General features: G+C 71.8%; 19 protein-coding genes and 2 pseudogenes. 8 read left to right on the forward strand and 13 right to left on the reverse strand.

Annotated features, from left to right (window positions below; translation table 11 throughout):
• The first annotated feature begins 147 nt into the window (after positions 1-147).
• From AC5DRG_RS49040 to AC5DRG_RS49065, 6 genes are all read left to right on the forward strand, one after another.
• Positions 148-2,916: a heavy metal translocating P-type ATPase gene (locus AC5DRG_RS49040; protein WP_491806814.1), complete on the forward strand. Its 2,769-nt coding sequence runs from the start codon at positions 148-150 to the stop codon at positions 2,914-2,916.
• The gene (gene ftsH, locus AC5DRG_RS49045; RefSeq protein WP_491806815.1) at positions 2,913-4,940 is read left to right on the forward strand and encodes an ATP-dependent zinc metalloprotease FtsH; all 2,028 of its coding nucleotides are present in this window, start codon (positions 2,913-2,915) and stop codon (positions 4,938-4,940) included. Before AC5DRG_RS49040 ends, ftsH begins: the two co-directional genes overlap by 4 nt.
• Complete coding sequence (locus tag AC5DRG_RS49050) at positions 4,937-6,592, forward strand: MFS transporter (RefSeq protein ID WP_491806816.1); 1,656 nt, start codon at positions 4,937-4,939, stop codon at positions 6,590-6,592. Before ftsH ends, AC5DRG_RS49050 begins: the two co-directional genes overlap by 4 nt.
• Complete coding sequence (locus AC5DRG_RS49055) at positions 6,589-6,912, forward strand: metal-sensitive transcriptional regulator (protein WP_491806817.1); 324 nt, start codon at positions 6,589-6,591, stop codon at positions 6,910-6,912. The genes AC5DRG_RS49050 and AC5DRG_RS49055 overlap by 4 nt, the downstream gene beginning before the upstream one ends.
• A gap of 74 nt (positions 6,913-6,986) precedes the next feature.
• The gene (locus AC5DRG_RS49060) at positions 6,987-7,607 is read left to right on the forward strand and encodes a class I SAM-dependent methyltransferase (RefSeq protein WP_491813368.1); all 621 of its coding nucleotides are present in this window, start codon (positions 6,987-6,989) and stop codon (positions 7,605-7,607) included.
• A gap of 33 nt (positions 7,608-7,640) precedes the next feature.
• Complete coding sequence (locus tag AC5DRG_RS49065; RefSeq protein WP_491806818.1) at positions 7,641-8,786, forward strand: lysylphosphatidylglycerol synthase transmembrane domain-containing protein; 1,146 nt, start codon at positions 7,641-7,643, stop codon at positions 8,784-8,786.
• 61 nt (positions 8,787-8,847) lie between these two features.
• On the opposite strand, the gene AC5DRG_RS49070 is transcribed toward AC5DRG_RS49065, so the two are convergent.
• Genes AC5DRG_RS49070 through AC5DRG_RS49095 form a run of 6 tightly spaced genes read right to left on the reverse strand, consistent with a single transcriptional unit; the run spans position 8,848 to position 13,587 of the window.
• Entirely contained in the window at positions 8,848-9,864 is a 1,017-nt protein-coding gene (locus tag AC5DRG_RS49070; RefSeq protein WP_491806819.1) for a galactose-1-phosphate uridylyltransferase, read from the reverse strand.
• Between the two features lie 20 nt (positions 9,865-9,884).
• Positions 9,885-11,351 (reverse strand): glycosyltransferase, encoded by a 1,467-nt coding sequence (locus AC5DRG_RS49075; protein WP_491806820.1) that lies wholly within the window; start codon positions 11,349-11,351, stop codon positions 9,885-9,887.
• Between the two features lie 16 nt (positions 11,352-11,367).
• Positions 11,368-12,276 (reverse strand): zinc metalloprotease HtpX, encoded by a 909-nt coding sequence (htpX, locus tag AC5DRG_RS49080; protein ID WP_491806821.1) that lies wholly within the window; start codon positions 12,274-12,276, stop codon positions 11,368-11,370.
• Positions 12,277-12,287: 11 nt separating this feature from the next.
• A complete protein-coding gene (pspAA, locus tag AC5DRG_RS49085) occupies positions 12,288-12,566 on the reverse strand; it encodes a PspA-associated protein PspAA (RefSeq protein WP_491806822.1) in 279 nt (92 codons plus the stop codon).
• On the reverse strand, positions 12,563-13,339 hold the full coding sequence (locus AC5DRG_RS49090) for a PspA/IM30 family protein (RefSeq protein WP_491806823.1): 777 nt from the start codon (positions 13,337-13,339) through the stop codon (positions 12,563-12,565). The genes pspAA and AC5DRG_RS49090 overlap by 4 nt, the downstream gene beginning before the upstream one ends.
• Positions 13,336-13,587 carry a hypothetical protein gene (locus AC5DRG_RS49095; RefSeq protein ID WP_491806824.1) on the reverse strand — a complete coding sequence of 84 codons (252 nt, stop codon included), beginning with the start codon at positions 13,585-13,587 and terminating at the stop codon, positions 13,336-13,338. Before AC5DRG_RS49095 ends, AC5DRG_RS49090 begins: the two co-directional genes overlap by 4 nt.
• 274 nt (positions 13,588-13,861) lie before the next feature.
• Between AC5DRG_RS49095 and AC5DRG_RS49100 the strand changes: the two genes are divergently transcribed.
• Positions 13,862-14,251: a DUF302 domain-containing protein gene (locus AC5DRG_RS49100; protein WP_491806825.1), complete on the forward strand. Its 390-nt coding sequence runs from the start codon at positions 13,862-13,864 to the stop codon at positions 14,249-14,251.
• A gap of 102 nt (positions 14,252-14,353) precedes the next feature.
• On the opposite strand, the gene AC5DRG_RS49105 is transcribed toward AC5DRG_RS49100, so the two are convergent.
• From AC5DRG_RS49105 to AC5DRG_RS49125, 5 genes and pseudogenes are all read right to left on the reverse strand, one after another.
• Complete coding sequence (locus tag AC5DRG_RS49105) at positions 14,354-14,773, reverse strand: plastocyanin/azurin family copper-binding protein (RefSeq protein ID WP_491806826.1); 420 nt, start codon at positions 14,771-14,773, stop codon at positions 14,354-14,356.
• A 127-nt stretch (positions 14,774-14,900) separates the two neighbouring features.
• A complete protein-coding gene (locus AC5DRG_RS49110; RefSeq protein WP_491806827.1) occupies positions 14,901-15,152 on the reverse strand; it encodes a hypothetical protein in 252 nt (83 codons plus the stop codon).
• A pseudogene (lgt, locus tag AC5DRG_RS49115) lies at positions 15,149-15,947 on the reverse strand (prolipoprotein diacylglyceryl transferase). The gene AC5DRG_RS49110 and the pseudogene lgt overlap by 4 nt, the downstream one beginning before the upstream one ends.
• A gap of 79 nt (positions 15,948-16,026) precedes the next feature.
• Complete coding sequence (gene lnt / locus AC5DRG_RS49120) at positions 16,027-17,637, reverse strand: apolipoprotein N-acyltransferase (RefSeq protein WP_491806828.1); 1,611 nt, start codon at positions 17,635-17,637, stop codon at positions 16,027-16,029.
• A complete protein-coding gene (locus tag AC5DRG_RS49125) occupies positions 17,619-18,074 on the reverse strand; it encodes a hypothetical protein (RefSeq protein ID WP_491806829.1) in 456 nt (151 codons plus the stop codon). Before AC5DRG_RS49125 ends, lnt begins: the two co-directional genes overlap by 19 nt.
• A gap of 239 nt (positions 18,075-18,313) precedes the next feature.
• On the opposite strand from AC5DRG_RS49125, the pseudogene AC5DRG_RS49130 reads away from it, so the two are divergent.
• Positions 18,314-19,504 (forward strand): annotated as a pseudogene (locus AC5DRG_RS49130) (IS110 family RNA-guided transposase).
• 110 nt (positions 19,505-19,614) lie between these two features.
• Here the strand turns inward: AC5DRG_RS49130 and AC5DRG_RS49135 are convergent.
• Together AC5DRG_RS49135 and AC5DRG_RS49140 are read right to left on the reverse strand one after the other, a co-directional pair.
• Positions 19,615-19,893, reverse strand: coding sequence for a hypothetical protein (locus tag AC5DRG_RS49135; protein WP_491806830.1), 279 nt, complete (start codon positions 19,891-19,893; stop codon positions 19,615-19,617).
• A 19-nt stretch (positions 19,894-19,912) separates the two neighbouring features.
• Positions 19,913-20,122, reverse strand: a complete 210-nt coding sequence (locus tag AC5DRG_RS49140) for a hypothetical protein (protein WP_491806831.1) — start codon at positions 20,120-20,122, stop codon at positions 19,913-19,915.
• Between the last annotated feature and the right edge of the window lie 101 nt (positions 20,123-20,223).

The following is a 20,223-nucleotide window of genomic DNA, read 5'->3' on the forward strand; positions in this document are numbered from 1 at the left end:
AGTGGTACTACCAAGGTCCCTCGTAGTAGTGAGTCGGCACATGGGGCCGATCGGCCCTGCTGCGAGGACAGACGACCCCTACGTGGTGGGGGTACCCGGGGAGAAGGTGGATGGCATACCGCCTTCCTCGGCTCGAAGGAGTCCGTCATGGGTGTGGCCGATCTCGTCGTCGTCCTCTCCTCCGCTGCTGTGATCGGCGCACTGGGCTGGTTCTTCTTCGGCCCGCGCCGTGCGCGTACGGCCCAGATGGAGGACGGGGTGCAGCGGGTGGAGGTGACGGTTCGGGGTGGCTACAGCCCCGACGTCATCCGGGTGCGGCAGGGCGTGCCGCTGGAGCTGGCGTTCGACCGGCAGGAGTCGGGGGACTGCACCTCGCGGGTGGTCTTCCCGGAGCTGGCGACCAGCGCGGCGCTGCCGGCCTTCGAGCGCACCACCGTCCGTCTCGCCCCGCGGCAGGCGGGCTCCTTCGGCTTCGCGTGCGGGATGAACATGATTCACGGCACGCTGGTCGTCGAACCGGCGGCCGGCGGCGCGGAAACGGACGGGGGACCGGCCGCCACTGCGGAGGGGCCGCCCGCGGCCGCGGGGCCGAGCGAGGCGGCCGCGGCCGAGGAGGAGGCGGCGCAGGCCGCCGAGCGGCGCGCGGAGATCCGGGATCTGAGCAGGCGGGTGGCCTTCGGCACGGTGCTGACGCTGCCGGTGCTCTTCGCGGTGATGGCACACGAACTCTTCGGGGCCGACTGGGTGCCGGGCATCCTGCTCAACCACTGGCTGCAACTCACGCTGATCACGCCGGTGATGTTCTACACCGGCTGGCCGATCCACCGCACCGGCTGGCTGACCCTGGCCCACCGGGCCGCGGACATGAACTCCCTGATCACGCTGGGCACGGCGGCCGCGTATGGGTACAGCCTGCTGGTCACCCTGGCCCCCTCCATGCTGCCCGAGGACGTACGCGAGGTGTACTTCGAGGCGGTCGGGGTGATTCTCACCCTGATCCTGCTGGGGCGGCTGCTGGAGGCGAAGGCCAAGGCCGGCACAGGCGAGGCGATCCGCGCCCTGCTGGGCCTTCAGGCCCGTACCGCCCGGGTGGTGCGCGACGGGGCCGAGACCGAGATCCCGGTGGAGGACGTCGAGGTCGGCGACGAGGTCGTGATCCGCCCCGGTGAGAAGATCCCGGTCGACGCGAGCGTCCTGTCCGGATCCTCCGCGGTGGACGAATCCATGGTGACCGGGGAGCCGATGCCGGTGACCAAGCGGGCCGGGGACACCGTCATCGGCGCCACGGTCAACGGCACCGGATCGTTGCGGGTGCGGGCGGCCAAAGTGGGCGCGGACACCGTGCTGGCGCAGATCGTCCGGATGGTGCAGCAGGCCCAGGCGTCCAAGGCCCCCATCCAGCGCCTCGCGGACGCGACCTCGGCATACTTCGTGCCCGCCGTCATCGCCCTGGCGGTGGTCACCTTCGCCGTCTGGTTCACGGTCGGCCCGGCCCCCGCGCTGACCCTGGCGCTGGTCTCCGCCGTCGCCGTACTGATCATCGCCTGCCCGTGCGCGCTGGGCCTGGCCACCCCGATGTCCATCATGGTCGGCACCGGCAAAGGTGCCCAGGCGGGCATCCTGATCCGCTCGGCCGAGGCGCTGGAGACCGCCCACAAGCTGGACACCGTGGTGCTGGACAAGACCGGCACCATCACCGCGGGCAAGCCCGTGCTCACCGACGTACGGCCCTTGGCCGGGATCGACGAGTCGGGGCTGCTGGCCCTGGTGGCCGGGGCCGAGCGGGACAGCGAGCATCCGCTGGCCGCCGCCATCGTCGCCGGTGCCCGGGAGCGAAGCCTGGACGTGCCCCCGGTGGGCGGCTTCGACTCGGTCACCGGCAAGGGCGTGCAGGCCACCGTGGGCGGGCACGCGGTCCTGGTCGGCGCCTCTCGGCTGCTGTCCGACGCGGGCATCGACACCGCCGCCCTCACCCCCGTCGCGGCCGAGCTGTCCGCCCAGGGCAAGACGCCCGTCCTCGCCGCTGTGGACGGTGCGCCTGCCGGGGTCCTGGGCGTCGCCGACACGGTCAAGGAGGACTCCGTCGCCGCCATCGCCGCCCTGCGCGGGCTCGGCGTGGACGTCGTCATGCTCACCGGCGACAACCGGCGCACCGCCGCCGCAATCGCCGCCCAGGTCGGCGTGGAGCGGGCGCTGGCGGAGGTGCTGCCGGAGCACAAGGCCGACGCGATCCGCCGACTGCAGGCCGAGGGCCGCCGGGTCGGTATGGTCGGCGACGGCATCAACGACGCCCCCGCCCTGGCCCAGGCGGATGTCGGCTTCGCCATCGGCACCGGCACCGACGTGGCCATCGAGGCTTCCGACATCACCCTCATCTCCGGCTCCCTGGCCGGGGTGGTCACCGCCGTCCGGCTGTCGCGGGCGACCATGCGCAACATCCGGCAGAACCTGTTCTTCGCCCTCGCCTACAACGCCATCGGCATCCCGATCGCCGCCGGTGTCCTCTACCCGTGGCTGGGCCTGCGGCTCAGCCCGATCCTGGCCGCCGCCGCCATGGCCCTGTCGTCGCTGTCTGTGGTCACCAACGCCAACCGGCTGCGCCGCCATCACTCCGCCCCGCTGCCCGCCACCGCGGCAGCCGCGGTCGAGCCTCGGGTGGACGTCCCGGCCGCGCATCCGCTACCCGAACCCGTCACGACACCGGAGGACGGCATGAGCATCCGGCGCCACAACCACCACCAGCACCACGAGATCTCCTCCCCGGTCACCGATCCGGTGTGCGGCATGCAGATCAGCCCGGACGCCGCCGCCGACCGCGAGGACGTGGACGGTGCGACGTACTACTTCTGCTCCGACCACTGCGCCGGCACCTTCCGCGCCGACCCGCACCGCTATAAGGCCGGGGACCGGTCATGACCCGGCAGGCCAGCCCGCCCCCGGAGGGCGACCGGCCGACCCCCACCGCGCCGTCGCCGCCACCCCGCTGGCGGCACTGGCTGTGGCCCCTCGCCGCCCTGTTCACCGTCCTGCTGTTCGTGAACATGCCCAACGTGCAGGGCACGCCGAAGATGGACCTGAACTACTCGCAGTTCCTCAAACAGGTCGACACGGGCAAGGTCAAGACGGTCACGATCAAGACCGACGGACAGGCCAACGGCACCCTCACCAACGGCCACCGCTACACGGTCACCATCCCGGTGCAGCTGACCGGGGACAGCCTGCTGAACAAGCTGCAGGCCAAGAAGGTGACCATCACCGCGTCCACGCCCTCACCGTCCCGCGGCTCCCAGCTGCTGTCCTGGACGCTGATCCTGGCACCCATGCTGATCATCGGCTGGCTGTGGTGGCGCATGTCCAAGGGCGCCATGGCCCAGATGCAGCACGGCGCGCTCGGCGGCGTCGGCAAGTCCAAGGCCAAGGTCTTCGACGCCGAACGGCCCAAGACCGGCTTCGCCGATGTCGCCGGCTACGAGGGCGTGAAGGCGGAGGTAGCCGAGGTGGTCGACTTCCTGCGCCGTCCCGAGCGTTATCACCGGGCCGGGGCGAGCGCCCCGCGCGGCGTGCTCATGGTCGGCCCGCCCGGCACCGGCAAGACCCTCATCGCCCGGGCCGTCGCCGGCGAGGCGGACGTGCCGTTCCTGTCGGTGGCCGGTTCCAGCTTCGTCGAGATGTACGTCGGCGTGGGCGCCGCCCGCGTGCGTGACCTGTTCGCCGAGGCCCGCAAGCGGGCGCCCGCCATCGTCTTCGTCGACGAGATCGACGCCCTCGGCGGCCGCCGGGGCGCCGGTCAGGTGGTGTCCAACGACGAGCGCGAGCAGACCCTCAACCAGCTGCTGTCCGAGATGGACGGCTTCGAAGGAGCCGAGGGCATCGTCGTCCTGGCCGCCACCAACCGGCCCGAGGTCCTCGACCCCGCCCTGCTGCGCCCCGGCCGCTTCGACCGCCAGGTCACCGTCCCGCTGCCCACCCTCGCCGAACGCACCGCGATCCTCGCCGTGCACTGCCAGGCCAAGCAACTGGACCCGGACGTCGACCTGGACGTGGTGGCCCGCGGCACCCCCGGCTTCTCCGGCGCGGACCTGGCCAACCTCGCCAACGAAGCCGCCATCGCCGCCGTACGCGACGGCCGCGAGGTCATCGCCGCCGCCGACTTCGCCCAGGCCCGCGACCGCATCCTGCTCGGCCGCCGCGAGGGCTCCAACGTCCTGCTGCCCGCCGAGAAACACGCCGTGGCCGTCCACGAGGCAGGGCACGCCCTGGTCGCCGCGCTCAGCCCCAGCGCCGACCCGGTCGCCAAGGTCACCATCCTGCCTGCCGGCCAGACCCTCGGCGTCACCGAACAACTCCCGCTCGTAGAGCGCCACTTGTACGGCGAGGACTACCTCACCCAGACCCTCGCCGTCCGCCTGGGCGGCCGCGCGGCCGAACTCGTCGAACTCGGCCAGGGTTCCACCGGCGCCGCCAACGACCTCGCCGGGGCCACCGAACTCGCCACCAAGATGGTCCGCGAGTTCGGCCTCTCACCCGCCCTCGGCCCGGTCGGCTACCCCCAGGGCGGCTCGGTCTTCCTCGGCCAAGGCGGCTCCGCCCTCTCCAGCCGCCCCTTCGCCGAGGCCACCCAGGCCGCCATCGACACCGAGGTCGCCCGCCTGCTCCGCGATGCCGAACAGCAGGCCACCGGCCTGCTGGAGAGCCACCGCGACGCGCTGCGAGGCCTGGTCGAGCTGCTGTTGGAGCAGGAGACCGTCGCCGGCACAGCCGTCTACCACCTGCTCGGCACCAAGCCTCCCGACGAGCACGCGGTCGGCACGACGATGGCGCCCCGCCGCGTCTCCGTGGCCAAGGAGCCCGCGGCGCACCGCAGCGGGCCGGGCGGCTCGGCGGCCCCGGCGTCCGCCGGGACAGCACCGGCGGCGAGGAAGCCGGAGGACTCGCGATGAGCACCGGCCGACGCGGCGTCACGCTCCTGACCGGGATCCGCCTGCGGATGTCGCTCGTGACGAGTCCTCAAGTGCTGTCCGTGCGCAGCAGTACGGGAGGCCGCTTGCCGGACGACACCAGTGCCGGCGGACACCGGGCGGCGCCCCGGGCTGCTCGCCCCCGGTCCGCCCGGGATGCCGGTGACGAGTTGGGCACGGGCGGATCGGGCACCGCCGGGCGTCGATGGGTGCTGGCGGTCGTCTCCGTGGCCTGGTTCCTGGTGCTGATCGACGACACCGCAGTCACCGTCGCGTTGCCCCCGCTCGGGCGCGAGTTCGGGCTGGGCCTGGCCGGGCTGGAGTGGGTGGTCAACCTCTACACCCTCACCTTCGCGGTGCTCACCCTGTGGGGCGGCATGCTCGCCGACCGACTCGGCACGCGGCCAGTCTTCCTGGCCGGGCTGGTGATCTTCGCGGTCTCCTCGCTGGCGGCCGGGCTGTCCCCGGACGGCGGCGCGCTGATCGGACTGCGCGCCGCCCAGGGCGCCGGGGCGGCCCTGATGGGCCCGGCGGCCCTCGCCCTGCTGACCACCTCCTTCCCCGGCCGGTCCCGTTCCCTGGCGCTGGGGGTGTGGTCCGGTGTCGGTGCCGCCGCGCTGGCCGGCGGCCCACTGGTGGGCGCCCTGCTGACCACTGGACTCGGCTGGCGGTCCATCTTCTGGATCAACGCCCCGCTGGGAGCGGTGGTCTGGTTCATCGCCCGCCGCACGCTGCCCGCCCCGCCGCCCGTGGCCCGCACCGGACGGATCGATCTCGTCGGCGGGCTCGCCTCGGCCGTCGGCCTGTCCGCCCTGATCTACGCCCTGACCCAGGCCAACGCCTATGGCTGGACCTCGGTCGGCCTGTGGGTCCTGCTCGTGGCCGCGACGGCCGCCTTCGCGCTCTTCTGGCTCGTCGAACGCCGCGCGGCGGCGCCGTTGCTGAAGTTGTCCCTGCTGCGCCGACCGAACTTCCTGCCCGGCAACCTGCTGGGCATGGCCAGCCTCGCCGTCATGTGCAGCGTGTTCTTCTTCCTCTCCCTGTACCTGCAGCTCGCGGCCGGGGACACCGCCCTGCGGGCCGGGCTGGCCCTGCTGCCGCTGACCCTGCTGGGCGCCGTCGTGGCCCCCATGGCGGGCTGGCTGGTCCCTCGGTTCGGCGCCCGCACCCTCATCGCCGTGGGCATGGCCCTCACCGCCGTCGGGCTGGTGCTGCTGGCCGGCATCACTCCCAGCTGGGGTGCCCTCCAGCTGCAGCCCGGACTGCTGGTGACGGGGCTGGGCATCGGGCTGTCCACCGCCCCGATCACCACCGCCACGCTCGGCCACATCCCGGACCACCACATGGGCGTCGCCAGTGCCACCCTCAACGCCTTCCGCATGATCGGGCTGTCGCTCGGCATCGTCGTCATGGGCGCCATCGTGGCCGCCCAGTGGCCCGGCGACCTGGCCCGCACCCGTCCCACCGGCACCGCCTTCACCGACGGGATCGCCGACGGCCTGCTGATCAACGCGGCCATCGCCGCGGCAGCGGGCGTCCTGGCGATCGCCGCCGTACGCACCACGCCCGCACCGCATGACGATCGCGCGGCGGCCCCGGCCGCCCGGCGACAGGAGGGAGTTGAGCGGCGATGACCGCCACCACCGGCAGCGACCATGCCCAGCACCCGGCACCGCCCGGGTACCACGACCACAAGACCGACCACCTTGCCCGCCTGCACCGGGTGGAGGGACAGGTACGCGGGATCACCCGCATGGTCGACGGCGACCGGTACTGCATCGACGTACTCACCCAGATCAGCGCCGTCACCCACGCCCTGCACGAGGTCGCCCTCGGCCTGCTGGACGACCACGTACGGCACTGCGTGCTGGACGCCGCGCAGACGGAACCCGCTGCTGCCGACGCCAAGTTCGACGAAATCACGGTCGCCCTGCGCCGCGCCCTGCGGCTGTGAACCGCGGGCCGCCCACTCTCGCCGAGCGCCGGCGCGATCCACTGCGCGCCCACGAAGGAGGAAGAGCCGTGCTGATGAACCGGATGGAGACCGCACTGGTCAACTCCCCGCCCCGGCGCTGGCTGCAACGCTGGTACGAGGTGCCCGCGATGCGGCGCTTCGGCGGCCCGCTGCCGCCTGGCGCGCACGTCCTGGAGATCGGCTGCGGCCCCGGATACGGCACCGAGCTGCTCCTGCGGGACATGGGCGCGGCACGGGTCGACGCCGTCGACCTCGACCCCGCGATGATCAGCCGGGCACGCCGTCGCCTGGCTCCGGTGGCCGACCGCGTCCGGCTGGCCACCGGCAGCGCGACCGATCTGCGGGGGGCGCTGGGCGCCGAGGACCACACCTACGACGCGGTGTTCGACTTCGCGATCATCCACCACGTCCCCGACTGGCGCTCGGCGCTCGACGAGATCGCCCGCGTCCTGCGTCCCGGAGGCACCTTCTACTTCGACGAGGTCACCGCCCTCGCCCTGGCCACCCGCACCTACCGCCTGCTGTTCGACCACCCCCGCGACGACCGGTTCACCCCGGCCGACTTCCTCACCGAACTCGACCGGCGCGGTCTCATGACCGACCACAGCCACCGGACCTGGCGCGCCGACCACTACTTGATCGGCGCCGCCGCCTACCGACCCCGACAGACCTGAGCGATGTACCCCGACGGCGTCACGGAGACGGTCATGTCCCGCAGACATCCCGCCGAGCCGCGCGCTCGCCCCGGCGGTGGGCACAGGCGAATGCCGCATCGCCCTCCCCCGCGGGTGCCGACGGCCGCCGGGCCGAGATCGCCCAGGCTCCCGGCCTGGGCGGGGTGGCTGGGCGCCGCCGTCGTGGTGGCGGGGGTACTGGTGCTCGCCATCGCCCACCGGCACGAACTCGCCGGGGCGGCCCGGCTCCTGGCCCGGGTGAGCCCGCCCAAGCTGGTGGTCGCGATGGCCTTCGAGGCCGCGTCTCTCGTGTGCTTCGCCGCCGTACAACGCTGGCTGCTGCGCGCCGGAGGGGCGCGGTTGAGCCTGAAGACCATGACGGCGCTGGCCGTGGCCGCGAACGCCATGGCCGGCGCGCTGCCCGGGGGTGCGGCCTTCTCCGCGGCCTGGCTCTTCAGGCAACTGCGCCGACGCCGCGTGGGACAGGTGCTCGCGGCCGCGGTGCTGGTTGTCGCCGGAGCGCTGTCGGCGCTCAGCCTGCTCGTCCTCCTGGCGACCGGGGCGCTCACCTCGGGCCTGGGCGGCCCCGGCGCGGTGCTGCGCCCGGCCCTGGGAGTGCTGGGGCTCGCTGTGGGCGTCGGTCTGGCGGCGCTGGCGATCACTCGTTTCGCGGGCTTGCGTGCAGCGGTCCGGCGCGCCTGGGCGGGCGTCGGGCGGCGATCCCGGCGCGTCCGCCAGGCTCAGGAGGCGCTCGCGCGGCTGATGGTGCGAGCCCGCGCCGTACAGCCCGGCTTCCGGCCCTGGCTGCGGCCCTTCGGCCTCGCGCTGCTCAACTGGGCGTTCGACGCCGCCTGTCTGGCCGCGAGCCTGTGGGCGCTGGGCATCGGCATCCCGTGGCGCGGCCTGCTGCTCGCCTATGCGCTCACCCAGATACCGAGCAGCTTGCGCCTGACGCCGGGCAGCATCGGCGTCGTCGAGGCGAGCCTGGCGACCCTGCTCACCGCCTCCGGCCTGCGCCCGGACCAGGCCATCGCGGCCACCCTGCTGTATCGGATCGTCGGCTACTGGGTGCTGCAGCCGATCGGCTGGGCGAGCTGGATCGCCCTGACCGTCCACGCCGGGAAGGCCGGACCAACCCATACAGGCGGACCGGGCGAAGGCCCGGACTCCCCGCGATGACCTGGCACAGGGCGGATCGCGGTGCGGTGCGTCCTGAGTCGCTTACGACCGCCCCAGGTCGTTACCGCCCATCCCGGGCCGCAGCCGTCCCGGAGAGGCCGGCGGACAGCGCGTCGCGCAGGTCGGCGGCGGCCTGCTCGGGCGGCACGGTGACGACGGGCATGCCGGTGCCCAGTTCGAAGCCGGCGGTCTCGGTCAGGTGGGGGAGCAGTTGCAGGTGCCACAGGAAGTAGTCGGTGCCTTCCTCGCCGTTGGGGGCGCCGGCGATGAGGTAGTTGTAGGCGACGTCGCCGAGCAGGTGGCGCAGGGCGGCGAGCACCCGCCGTAGGAGCCGAGCGGTGTCGGCCAGGACCGCGTCGGGGGTGTCGGCGAAGGAGGCGTGGTGGACGCGGGGCATCAGCCACGTCTCGTACGGCGCGCGCGGGGCGAAGGGGGCGAGCGCCACGGTGTGCTCACTGGCGGCGATGACCCGGGCGCCGTCGGCGAGTTCGGCGTCGCGGACATCGGTGTACAGGCAGCGGCCGGTGTCGTCGTAGTGGGCGCGGGCGACGTCGAAGTGCTGCCGCTGCCGCAGCGGCACGATCGGGGTGGCCACGATCTGGGAGTGCGGGTGGGGCAGGGAACTGCCGGCGGAGGCGCCGTGGTTGCGGAACGGCAGCACCAAGCCGGGCCGGCGGGCGCGCAGCACCCGGACGCGGGTCCGGTAGGCGTGCAGCACCGCGGCCACGGCGTCGTCGTCTCCGTCGGGCAGGTCCCAGTCGTGGTGCGGGGACTCGATGACGACCTCGTGGCTGCCCAGGCCGTCGGTGCGGGTGAACAGCCCTTCGCCGCGGGGGCTTTGTGCTCGGCGGCCGTCGGGTTCCAGGAGCGGGAAGCGGTTGCGGACGACCCGTACGGCCCAGGCGCTGCCGGAGGCGGGCGTACGCCAGAGTTCTTGCGGGGGTTTCGTGCTCGCGGCCCGGGCAGAAGGGGCAGTCGGCCTGCGCCGCGGACGGTGCGGATGCGGGGACGGGCATCCGGCGGGGGCGCTGCTTGCGCGTGGGAGCGATGACGACCCAGTTCCGGGTGAAGGGGTCACGGCGCAGCTCGGACATCGGCTCAACTTTCCGGACGGGCACGGCCGCCGGCGCGTTCCCGGGCAACCGCACGCAGGTACAGCTGCGGGCGGGCGGTGAACTGGCGCAGGCAGGACGGGGAGCAGAACCGGAACAGCGTCCCGTCGTACGGGGTTCGGTGAGACGTCTCGTCGCCGACGCGCATCCCGCAGACCGGGTCGCGGTCCTCGCCGGCCACACCCGCGACGGGGAGTACCAGGGGCGTGGGCGCGGGCCCGTCGAGCAGGCTGGCGAGCAGCCGCAGTTCGTCCCCGATCAGACGGGGCAGCAGGAAGCGGCGGCGGACGACCTCCCGCCCGGCCTCGGCCGTCCGGCGGGCCGTGGCGGGGTCGGCGAGCAGGGCGAGCACGGCGTCGGCGCACTCGTCGACCGAGGCGACCAGGCGCCCCCCGGCGCCGTCGGGCAACTGCAGGGGGATGCCGCCGGCCCGGCCGGCGACCACCGGGGTGCCCTTCCAGACGGCCTCCGAGACCACCAGCCCGAAGCCCTCCCGCAGCGACTTCTGGATCACCACGTCGGCGTGCCGCTGGAAGGCGTTGACCTCGATGTTGCCGACACCGGTGAGGTTGGTGAACAGGTAGATGTCCGGATCGTCGGCCGCCGCGGCGCCGATCTGCCGGTAGACCTGCCAGCCCTCGGGGTCGTCCGATGCCATCGACCCCACCAGGGCGAGCTGGACGCCGGGTACCTGCCGCTTGACCAGGCGGTAGGCGGAGATCACCCCGGCCGGGTCCTTCCACGGATCGAAACGGGAGATCTGGGTCAGCAGTGGGCGGGTGGTGTCCACCCCGATCCAGTCCAGCACCCGGGTGGCGAAGCCGGGCTCCAGGCGGGTGTTCTTGGGGCTGAGCGGGTCGATCGCGGGCGGGATGATCTCCACCCGGCCGGTGGGCAGGTCCGGCGGTGCGAACGCACCCAGGGTGAAGACCGCCGCGTCGTAGTCCGCGAGCAGTGGCCGAAGCCGGTCCCAGACAGAGGGGTTGGGCTGGGAGCTGTCGATGTGACAGCGCCACACCCAGCGGGCGTCGCCGCGGCCACGCAGGTGCGGCAGCGCCAGCGGCTGCGGATCGTGCACCACCACCAGGTCGTACGACTCCTCCAGCTGGGCGGCGAGGTCGGCGGACACCTTCTCGTAGACCTGCCACGCGGCCTCGTCCACACCCCGGGGATCGCCCTGCAGCGCGTTGTGGACGGCCTTGGTGACCGTGAAGAACTCCGGCGTGCCGGTGATGGTCTTCCAGTCGGTGACCAGTCCCAGATCCCGCATCAGCGGCACCTGGGAGCGCAGGATCTCCGCCACTCCGCCGCCGTAGGAGGTGGCGTTGACCTGCAGGATTCGTGCCCCCTGAAGCCGTGCGGCCAGCGCGTGCAGTTCGTCGATCTCCGCGTCCCCGCAGCAGGCCCGGTATGTGTCCAGGCGCTGTCGGCCGACCTCCACGGTCTGCAGCATGCTCGGGTCCCTTCCGTCAGGTCCGCTCGCCCAACTGGGCGGAGACCTTCTCGAGCTCCGCCAGCCGCTTGTTGAGGCTGGGGTGGGTGGAGAACAGGTTGGACAGTGCGGATCCCGCGGTGAGGGCGGGGGTGAAGAAGAAGGCGTTGAAGGGCTGCGCGGTGCGCAGGTCCTTCGTGGGGATGCGGCCCATCTCGCCGGTGACCTTGACCAGCGCCGAGGCAAGCGCGGACGGGCGGCCGGTGAGCTGTGCCCCGGCCCGGTCGGCGGCCAACTCCCGGTACCGCGACAGCGCCCGGATCAGTAGGAAGCTGATCGCGTACACGGCGATGGACACGGCCATGACCAGGGCGAGCAGGGCGGCGGTGTTCTGGTCGTCGCGGCGGTCACGGCCCCCGAACAGCTGGGAGTAGAACGCGAACCGGGCGATCAGCCCGGCCAGCACGCCCAGGAACGAGGCGATCGTGATGACCGCGACGTCGCGGTGCGCCACATGCGACAGCTCGTGGGCCAGCACCCCCTCCAGCTCCTCCGTCTCCAGCCGGCGCAGCAGCCCGGTGGTCACGCACACCACCGCGTGGTCGGCGTTGCGGCCGGTGGCGAAGGCGTTGGGCAGGTCCATCTCGGAGACGGCGACGCGGGGTTTGGGCATGTCGGCTGCCGCGCACAGCCGGTCGATCACCCCGTGCAGCATCGGCTGCTCCTCGGCGCTCACCTCGTGGGCGTGCATCGCGAACAGGGCGATCTTGTCGGCGTACCAGTACTGGGCGGCCAGCAGTCCGCCCGCGATGAGCACCACCCACACCACCGAGCGCAGCAGCACCACCAGCGCGGCGGCGAAGGCCACGTACAGCAGCCCGAGCAGGAACATCGTCACCAGCATCCGTACCGTCAGTTGCCGGTCGGGCCGGAACTTGGAGCGCATCGCTGTCACCTTCAGCCGGGAATCAGGCCGTCTTCGCCGAGCAGGGCCCGCACCTGCTCCACGGACGCCTCCTCGTCGGGCATCACCAGCGCGGACGGGACCAGCCGGTCCGCGGGCAGCGGTGCGCCCAGGGCGTGCACCGCGTCCAGCAGCGCCCGTAGAGCGGCGGTGAAGGCTGCCTCGTCGCCGTGTTCCACGGTGGTTTCAAGTGCGTCGTCGAGGGAGTTCAGAGTGTCGAGATGCCGTTCGGCGAGCTCGTACTGGCCCTCGCCCAGGATTCGGATGATCACGGCTGGTCCTCCTCCCGGGTGCGCGGTGCGGTTTGCGGGTGGACCGGGTCCAGGGAGAGCGGCGGTTCGGCCGCGGGGAGCTGGGCACGCATCCGGGCCAGCTCCGCCTCCACCTCGCCGGTCCCGCCGATCCGGTCCAGCTCGGCCTGGATGTCGTCCCGGCCGTGCGGCAGGGTGGCGTCCTCCAGGGCGCCGGTGGCGAGCAGTTCGTCCAGCGCGCCCGCGCGGGCCTGCAACTGTTCGGTCTTGTCCTGGGCGCGCTGCATGGCCAGACCGACGTCGCCCATCTCCTCGGAGAGCCCGGTCACCGCCTCGCCGATGCGCGTCTCGGCCTCGGCGGCGGTGTAGCTGGCCTTGAGCGTCTCCTTGCGGGTACGGAACGCGTCCACCTTGGCTTGGAGCCGCTCGGAGGCGAGCGTCAGCCTCTCCTCCTGGGCGGTCAGCGACGCCTGTTGGCCATGTAGGTCGCCGATCTGCCCGGTCACGGCCTCCCGGCGGGTCAGCGCCTCGCGGGCCAGGTCCTCACGTCCGACGGCCAGCGCCTGCTGCGCCTGAGTCTGGAGCTTGCCCGCGGACTGTTCGAGCTGACCGATCTGCAGGTCGACCCGTTTCCGGCTGGTGGCCACGTCCGCCACACCGCGGCGGACCTGCTGCAGCAGTTCCTGCTGCTTGCCGTAGGAGTAGTCGAGCAGCTCACGAGGGTCCTCGGCCTTGTCCAGGGCCTTGCCCGCCTTGATCCGGAACAGCTCGGCGAGACGGCGCAGAATGCTCATCGCTCGTCGCCTCCTTGATGCCCATCGTGGCTCTTGGTCAGGTCGGGGCGAGTGTTTGGCGGAGTCCACGCGGGCTCGTCCTGCTCACCGGGCGGGCGGTGCTGGGCGTGCTCGTGCGCGCCGGTGCCCGTGTGTCCGGCGTGGCCGCCGCATCCGCCGCCCCCGTGTCCGCGGTGGCCCAAGTGCATCGCCAGCATGCCGACGACCAGCAGGACCCAGACCCAGTTCGCGGCTATGAAGCGGATCATCGTCCTGCCTCCTTCCTCAGTGAGGTGGCGGACCCCGCAGGCGCCGACACCAGTAGCGGTACTGCCGGTGCGGCCGCGTCCTGAAGGTCTGTCGTATTGACCAGCCTCCCCGCCCCATACCCGGCGGGGGTAGGGCCGTCCGGGGGCGCGCCTGTAGGCCATACGGCCCTGTCGCCACCCCTGCCGTGCCCCGGCACGTCGGCTGCGCGTGCGGGTGTGACCTCCGGTCACGTATACCCGCCCGGGTATTTAGGGTCGGTAGGGGACGACGGACATGGCGTACGACCGGATGAGGGTCGAAGTGGCGGCGCCTTTCGGCGAGACCGTGGAGCGGGTCCGCGCCGCGCTGGCGGCGCAGGGCTTCGGCGTGCTGACCGAGATCGACGTGACGGCGACGCTGCGGGCGAAGCTCGGCACCGAGATGGAGGACTACCTGATCCTGGGTGCCTGCAACCCGCCGCTGGCCCACCGGGCACTGGAGACGGATCGCCCGGTCGGGCTGCTGCTGCCGTGCAACGTGATCGTCCACAGGGCGGGCGAGAAGACCGTGGTCCAGGCACTGGACCCGCAGTCCATGGTCGACCTCACCCGGCTGGACGCCCTCAAACCGGTGGCCGACGAGGCGAACGCCCGGCTGGAGGCCGCCCTGACGTCCCTTGCGTAAGGCCGCGGGGGATCGGCCAGGGCCCCGGAGGGCTGCGGCCCCTGTCGGGTGACTGCGAACGTGGCTTACCAGGGCTGACCCAGACCTCACGGCCGATGCGCCTCAGCCGACCTCGATGCGCTGCTCCATACCGAGCCCCTTGTGACCGCCCACGGGACAGTACAGCTCGTAACTGCCCTTCTCGAGCGTCACGGTCACCGTTGCCTTCTGACCACCCTGGATGGTCTTGGTCTGCGCCTCCGACACACCGGGTCCCTCCACCTCCAGAGCGTGCGCGACCTGGCCTGCGTTGTCGGCCGTGAAGGTGTACGTGCCCGGAGTGAAGGAGGTGCGGGACAACTTCAGCGTGTACTCGGTCTCGGTGACCGTCACCTGGGTGCCCGTGCCGGTCTTACCCGTGCCGGCGCTGGTTTCCGCGTCGTTGCCCTGATCGCCGCCACCGCTGGAGCAGGCGGCCAGGACGAGAGCGGCGGAGAATGCCAGCGCCGTCGTACGGAGTGCGACTCGTGTCGAGATCGCCATGTGGCTCATCCCCTTCGGGGGCCCGCTCGCGAGCCGTCGGGCTTATCTCCATCTACGGCGAGAGGCCCTCTATGGGAGATACGGAAGCTTGGGCCGCGCTGTTCAGGGCGCGGACGGTGCCCTTCGGCTACGACTTCGCGTCCATCACGCCCGCCCGCCAGAGCCCGATGACGGCCGCCAGGATGCCGCCCGCGAGGTAGAACACGGAGTGGCCGCCGGGCAGCACTTCGAGGTCGCTGAACTCCTCGATCCAGTTCACTACGACGACCACCAGGCTCACCCAGAACAGGGACCATCCGAAGATCCTGTTCGGCACGGACCGGGTGTGCAGCTTCCCGACCTTGAGCTTGTTGTGCTTGATGCTGTTGCTGCCGCTCATGCGCTCGCCTTCTCTGCTTCGGGGGCGTCCGCCCCGGCGTCTGTCGCTGAGATGTCCTCCACGCCCGGCCGTCGCCGGGCGGAGATCGCCAGGTAGGTGACGGCGCCGGCGAACACGATGATCGAGGTCCAGTCGTTCAGCCGCAGGCCCAGGAAGTGGTGTGCCTCGTCGATCCGCAGGTACTCGATCCAGAACCGGCCGACCGTGTACGCGGCCGCGTAGAGCGCGAAGGTCCGCCCGTGGCCCAGGGCGAAGCGCGCGCCCGCCCAGATGACCAGCACCGCGACGCCGACGTCCCACAGGGACTCGTAGAGGAAGGTCGGGTGGAACGTCGTCACGTCCGCGTAGCCGGCGGGTCGATTGTCCGGAGAGATCTCCAGGCCCCAGGGGAGGGAGGTCGGCCGCCCGAAGAGCTCCTGGTTGAACCAGTTGCCCCACCGCCCGATCGCCTGCGCGAGCGCGATGCCGGGCGCGACCGCGTCCGCGTACGCGGGGAACGGAACCCCGTGCCGTCGGCACCCGATCCACGCGCCGAAGCCGCCCAGGGCGATGGCGCCCGCCGAGGCCGCCCTCCCAGACGTACAGGGCCTTGATCGGCTCGCCGCCCGCGCCGAAGTACGCGTCCGGGCTGGTGATCACGTGGTAGAGGCGGCCGCCGACGATCCCGAAGGGCACCGCCCAGATGGCGATGTCGGCGATCGTCTCCTTCTTGCCGCCGCGCGCCACCCAGCGCCGTGTGCCGAGCCAGACGGCGACGAAGACGCCCAGGATGATGCAGAAGGCGTACGCCCTCAGGGGGATCGGCCCCAGGTGAAGGACCCCGGTGGAGGGGCTGGGGGTGTGCGGCGAGTTCCATACCGACACTATAGAAGATTCAGCTAAGTAGATTAGTAAATGGCTGGTCATGCTCGGGTGCGGAAGCAGGGCTCTGAGGTGCGGTTGTGGTGCCCCGTGAGCGACGCAGCGAGAGCGCCAGGCCGACGAGAACGGTCGCCCCCAACAGCACCTCGGGCCACACGCCGAGCCACTCGGAGAGGGTGAGCCCGGAAGCGAGCGGCACCCGTTCCACCAGATGGCCCCCGCGCCAGGTCCCCAGCCGGTCCATGACCCGTCCGTCCGGTGCGACGACGGCGCTCACCCCGCTCGTCGAGGCGAGGGCGACCGCCCGTCCGTACTCGATCGCGCGGATGCGGGCCATCGCGAGTTGCTGCTCGGACTGCCCGGCCTGGATGCCGCGCTCGTACGTCGCGTTGTTCGTCTGTACGACGAGGAGGTTGGCGTCCGCCCGTATGGTGTCGCGGACCCGGTCGTCGTACGCGATCTCGTAGCAGATCACGTCACCGAGCCGCACCCGCCCCGCGACCAGCGGGGCCGTCGAGGTGCCCGGCACGAAGTCGCGGGGGATGAGCTGGAGTGCGCCGAGGCCGCCGAAGAGCGAGCGGGCCGGGATGTACTCGCCGAAAGGTACGAGCTGGCGTTTGGCGTAGGCGGAGACCGGGCCCTGACCGGGCAGCCACAGCTGGCCGGCGTTGTACGCCCGGTCTCCGGGGCCTTCCAGGATGGCGCCGATGAGGAGGGGGCTGTCCAGTTCCCGGACCGAGTCGGCGACGAGGGAGCCGAGCACCGGATCGCGTTCGGGGTCGCTGTCGAGGGAGTTCTCCGGCCACAGGACGATGTCCGGGCGCGGGACCTCGCCTCGGCGTACGGCGTCGGCCAGGGACTTGGTCTCGCGGGCGTGGTTCTCCGCGACGCCGCGCACCCGGGCCTGCTCCTCCAGCGTGCGCTCGCGTTCGACGTTGCCCTGGACGACGGCGACCACGGCGCTCGGCCCGGATGTCCCCGGGCCTGGGAGGGTGAGCGGCACCGCGATCAGGGCGACCGCGCCGAGGCATGCGGCCGCGCTGAGCTCCCCGCGGCCGCCGTGCCACGCCGTCACGCCGTACACCAGCAGTGACCCCAGGAACGCGACGACGAGGGAGAGGGCTGGGCGGCCGCCGACTGCGGCCCAGCCTGCATAGGGGGCGTCCGCCTGCCCGAAGGCCAGCCGGCCCCAGGGGAAGCCGCCCAGCGGAGCCCGGCCGCGTATCGCCTCCAGGGCCACCCACCACGCGGCGGTGTAGACCGGCCAACCCGGCAGGGCGATCAGGCGCGGCAGCGGCATCGCGGCGAGCGCGAGGACCAGGGCCTGGACCGCCGTCAGGGCGAGCCAGGGCAGTACGCCGAGGTTGGCCAGCCAGACGATCAGCGGGGCGAAGAAAGCCGTACCGAAGATGCCGCCCGCGGTGAAGGCGGACCTGGCGCGCCGTCCGCGGACCGAAAGGATCAGCAGGGCCGGGCCGAGCGGAGCCAGGAACCACAGGCCGACCGGTGGGAACGAGGCGTAGAGAAGAAGGCCGCCGACGGTGGCGGCCGTCCAGGACCGGAGCGTGGCGGGGGCGGGACGCCGGACGCGCAGGCGGCCGATCCTCACGAAGGCACTCGGCACACGGTCGCCGTACGCAGCCGTCGCACGAGCACGTGCACCAGCAGGGCGACGGAGGCCACCGCGAGCACCGGTTGCACCGGCGCGAAGTACGACAGGGCGCCGCTGACCCCGATCGCCAGCACCACGAGCTTGTTGCAGATCGGACAGCCGACCGCGAAGGCGGACAGCAGTCCCGCGCCGAGGGCGCGTGCGGTGCGGGGACGCTCGGGCGGCGCGGTTTCGGGGGCTTCGACCGGGCCGACGCGTACGTAGGTGGCCACGAGGAGACCCTCGAGCACGGAGCTGACCAGCCAGACCGGGTAGTTCCACCACAGCACCGGGGTCATGCGCGTGTAGAAGGGGGTCGGCACCACTCCCGTCGGGACGCCGATGACGAGCGCCGCGATCACCGTGACCGCCGCCGCCACGGCCCATCTGCGGGCGGGCCAGGTGCGCATGGGAGTGCCCTACCTTTCTGGTGGGTTCGAAATGATCATTCGTAAGATCAGCGGGACCCAGGGGCTCTGGGCATGGCTGATGAGGGTGAGACCGTCAGCTGGCTCAAGGAGCTTGGCCACCCAGAGCCCCGCGACGACTCGACCGCCAATTGGGAGATGCGACTCGATCGCTGCGTAGGGCAACGTCGGCGAGGTCGTCTGCTGGGCTGTGAACACGTGACGAGCTGGCGGAGGTGACCGTGCCCCGGATATGGGCCGGAGTGGACATCGGCAAGGAACACCATCACTGCGTGGTGATCGACCAGGACGGCGAACGGCTGCTGTCCCGCCGGGTCCTGAACGACGAATCCGCCCTGCTGGAACTGATCGGCGATGTCCTGGCCCTCGACACTGACGTCCTGTGGGCTGTCGACCTCAACGGCGGCGGGGCCGCCCTGCTGATCGGCCTGCTGCTGAGCCACGGCCAGCCGATGGTCTTCATCACCGGCCTGACCGTGCACCGTGCCTAGGCCTCCTACCGCGGCGAGGGCAAAACGGACGCCAAGGATGCCTTCATCATCGCCGACCAAGCCCGCATGCGTCGCGACCTCGGCCCGCTGCGGCCCGGCGACGAAGTCGCCGTCGACCTGCGCACTCTGACCAACCGCCGCACCGACCTCGTAGCCGACCGCACTCGCCAGATCAACCGGCTCCGCGCTCAACTGCTTGAGATCTTCCCGGCGTTGGAACGGTCGCTGGACCTGACCAACAAGGGTCCTGTCGTCCTGCTGACGGGCTACCAGACACCGGCCGCGATCCGCCGCAGCGGGGCCAGGCGGATTGAGACATGGCTGCGCAACCGCAAGGTCCGAGGTGCCTCCACGCTGGCCGGGACGGCGGTGGAGGCGGCCGAGGCCCAGCACACATCCCTTCCTGGAGAGAAGCTGGCCGGCGCCATGGTGGTCCGCCTCGCGAAGGGGGTGATGGCCCTCGATGAGGAGATCGCCGAAGTGGATGCCCTCGTCGAGGCCCGGTTTCGCGAGCACCCGCACGCCGAGGTGATCCTCAGCCTGCCCGGTATGGGCAAGACGATGGGCGCCGTGTTCATCGCGGCCACCGGTGGCGACATGGATGCTTTCGGCAGCGCCGACCGGCTCGCCGGCTTCGCCGGCCTGGCGCCTGCCCCGCGTGACTCCGGCCGCGTCAGCGGCAATCTCCGCAAACCTCGCCGCTTCCACCGCGGCCTTCTCAGCGCCATGTACCCCTCCGCACTCTCCAGCCTGAAGAGCTGCCCGGCCTCCAAGGCGTTCTACGCGCGCAAGCGCGCAAAAGGCAAGGGACACAAGCAGGCACTGCTGGCGCTCGCGCGCCGCCGCCTCAACGTCCTGTGGGCCATGATCCGCGACGGAGCGTGCTACCAAGCCACACCACCTGTGACGGCAGCGGCTTGACATCAGCATTGGGAAGCTCCTTGAGATCAGACCGCCGACCGGTAGACCTGGCATCGGGGGAGTCTGGCCTCCGGTCGGCGGCTGGCCGCCATCCTAATTCGCTAATCTACTTAGTAGCAATGACGGCTCGACCGTCCGTCGCGTCGGCGGTGGGTGACGCGGTTCCCGCGGGCGAGACCACTCATTCGCCGCTGATAGGAGCGTCCGTCGATCCGGCCGTGCAGGAGCAGCCCGGTGCACCACCGCTCCTCGGCCTCCAGTGCCGCGCGCCGCCCTCGGAGTCGGGCGAGTGGTGGCCGATGGGTCTGGCGAGGTGTGATCAGGCGCGTGGTGTCGTAGATCATGCCGACGAAGAGCAGTGCGGAGATCGGCACTGCCGCCGCGGCCATGGGGCTGTGGGTCTCTGACTCAGTTCCGCAGCGGCTGGCGGGTGTCCTTCTGGTTCTGGGTGGCGCGCAGCTCGGCGATCTCCTTGCGCAGCTCGGCGAGGTCGGCCTGCGCTGAGGGTGAGTCGCCTCGCCGCGATGCGTGCGAGCCCCCGCGCATCATGAACCACATCATCAGGCCCATGCCGAGCGGGCAGGCCAGCAGTAGTAGCGGATACAGGGACTGAGGCATGAGGACCTCCCGGTGGGCGGCGGGTCGCACGGGCCCTATCGATGACTTCTCTACTAAGTAGTTTAGGTTACGCGGCTGGCTGGTGCCAGTCCGGGCAGGGG

The organism is Streptomyces sp. JLBG701, assembly GCF_058544905.1.

Excerpts from the sequence above, each read along its gene's own strand:
- AC5DRG_RS49105 (WP_491806826.1), bottom strand. The coding sequence starts at position 14,773 with ATGGCGATCTCGACACGAGTCGCACTCCGTACGACGGCGCTGGCATTC.
- AC5DRG_RS49040 (WP_491806814.1), top strand. The coding sequence starts at position 148 with ATGGGTGTGGCCGATCTCGTCGTCGTCCTCTCCTCCGCTGCTGTGATC.
- ftsH (WP_491806815.1), top strand. The coding sequence starts at position 2,913 with ATGACCCGGCAGGCCAGCCCGCCCCCGGAGGGCGACCGGCCGACCCCC.
- AC5DRG_RS49135 (WP_491806830.1), bottom strand. The coding sequence starts at position 19,893 with ATGGCCGCGGCGGCAGTGCCGATCTCCGCACTGCTCTTCGTCGGCATG.
- AC5DRG_RS49090 (WP_491806823.1), bottom strand. The coding sequence starts at position 13,339 with ATGAGCATTCTGCGCCGTCTCGCCGAGCTGTTCCGGATCAAGGCGGGC.
- AC5DRG_RS49065 (WP_491806818.1), top strand. The coding sequence starts at position 7,641 with ATGTCCCGCAGACATCCCGCCGAGCCGCGCGCTCGCCCCGGCGGTGGG.
- AC5DRG_RS49095 (WP_491806824.1), bottom strand. The coding sequence starts at position 13,587 with ATGATCCGCTTCATAGCCGCGAACTGGGTCTGGGTCCTGCTGGTCGTC.
- AC5DRG_RS49110 (WP_491806827.1), bottom strand. The coding sequence starts at position 15,152 with ATGAGCGGCAGCAACAGCATCAAGCACAACAAGCTCAAGGTCGGGAAG.
- AC5DRG_RS49100 (WP_491806825.1), top strand. The coding sequence starts at position 13,862 with ATGGCGTACGACCGGATGAGGGTCGAAGTGGCGGCGCCTTTCGGCGAG.
- AC5DRG_RS49060 (WP_491813368.1), top strand. The coding sequence starts at position 6,987 with ATGAACCGGATGGAGACCGCACTGGTCAACTCCCCGCCCCGGCGCTGG.
- AC5DRG_RS49055 (WP_491806817.1), top strand. The coding sequence starts at position 6,589 with ATGACCGCCACCACCGGCAGCGACCATGCCCAGCACCCGGCACCGCCC.
- AC5DRG_RS49140 (WP_491806831.1), bottom strand. The coding sequence starts at position 20,122 with ATGCCTCAGTCCCTGTATCCGCTACTACTGCTGGCCTGCCCGCTCGGC.
- AC5DRG_RS49075 (WP_491806820.1), bottom strand. The coding sequence starts at position 11,351 with ATGCTGCAGACCGTGGAGGTCGGCCGACAGCGCCTGGACACATACCGG.
- htpX (WP_491806821.1), bottom strand. The coding sequence starts at position 12,276 with ATGCGCTCCAAGTTCCGGCCCGACCGGCAACTGACGGTACGGATGCTG.
- AC5DRG_RS49050 (WP_491806816.1), top strand. The coding sequence starts at position 4,937 with ATGAGCACCGGCCGACGCGGCGTCACGCTCCTGACCGGGATCCGCCTG.
- AC5DRG_RS49125 (WP_491806829.1), bottom strand. The coding sequence starts at position 18,074 with ATGCGCACCTGGCCCGCCCGCAGATGGGCCGTGGCGGCGGCGGTCACG.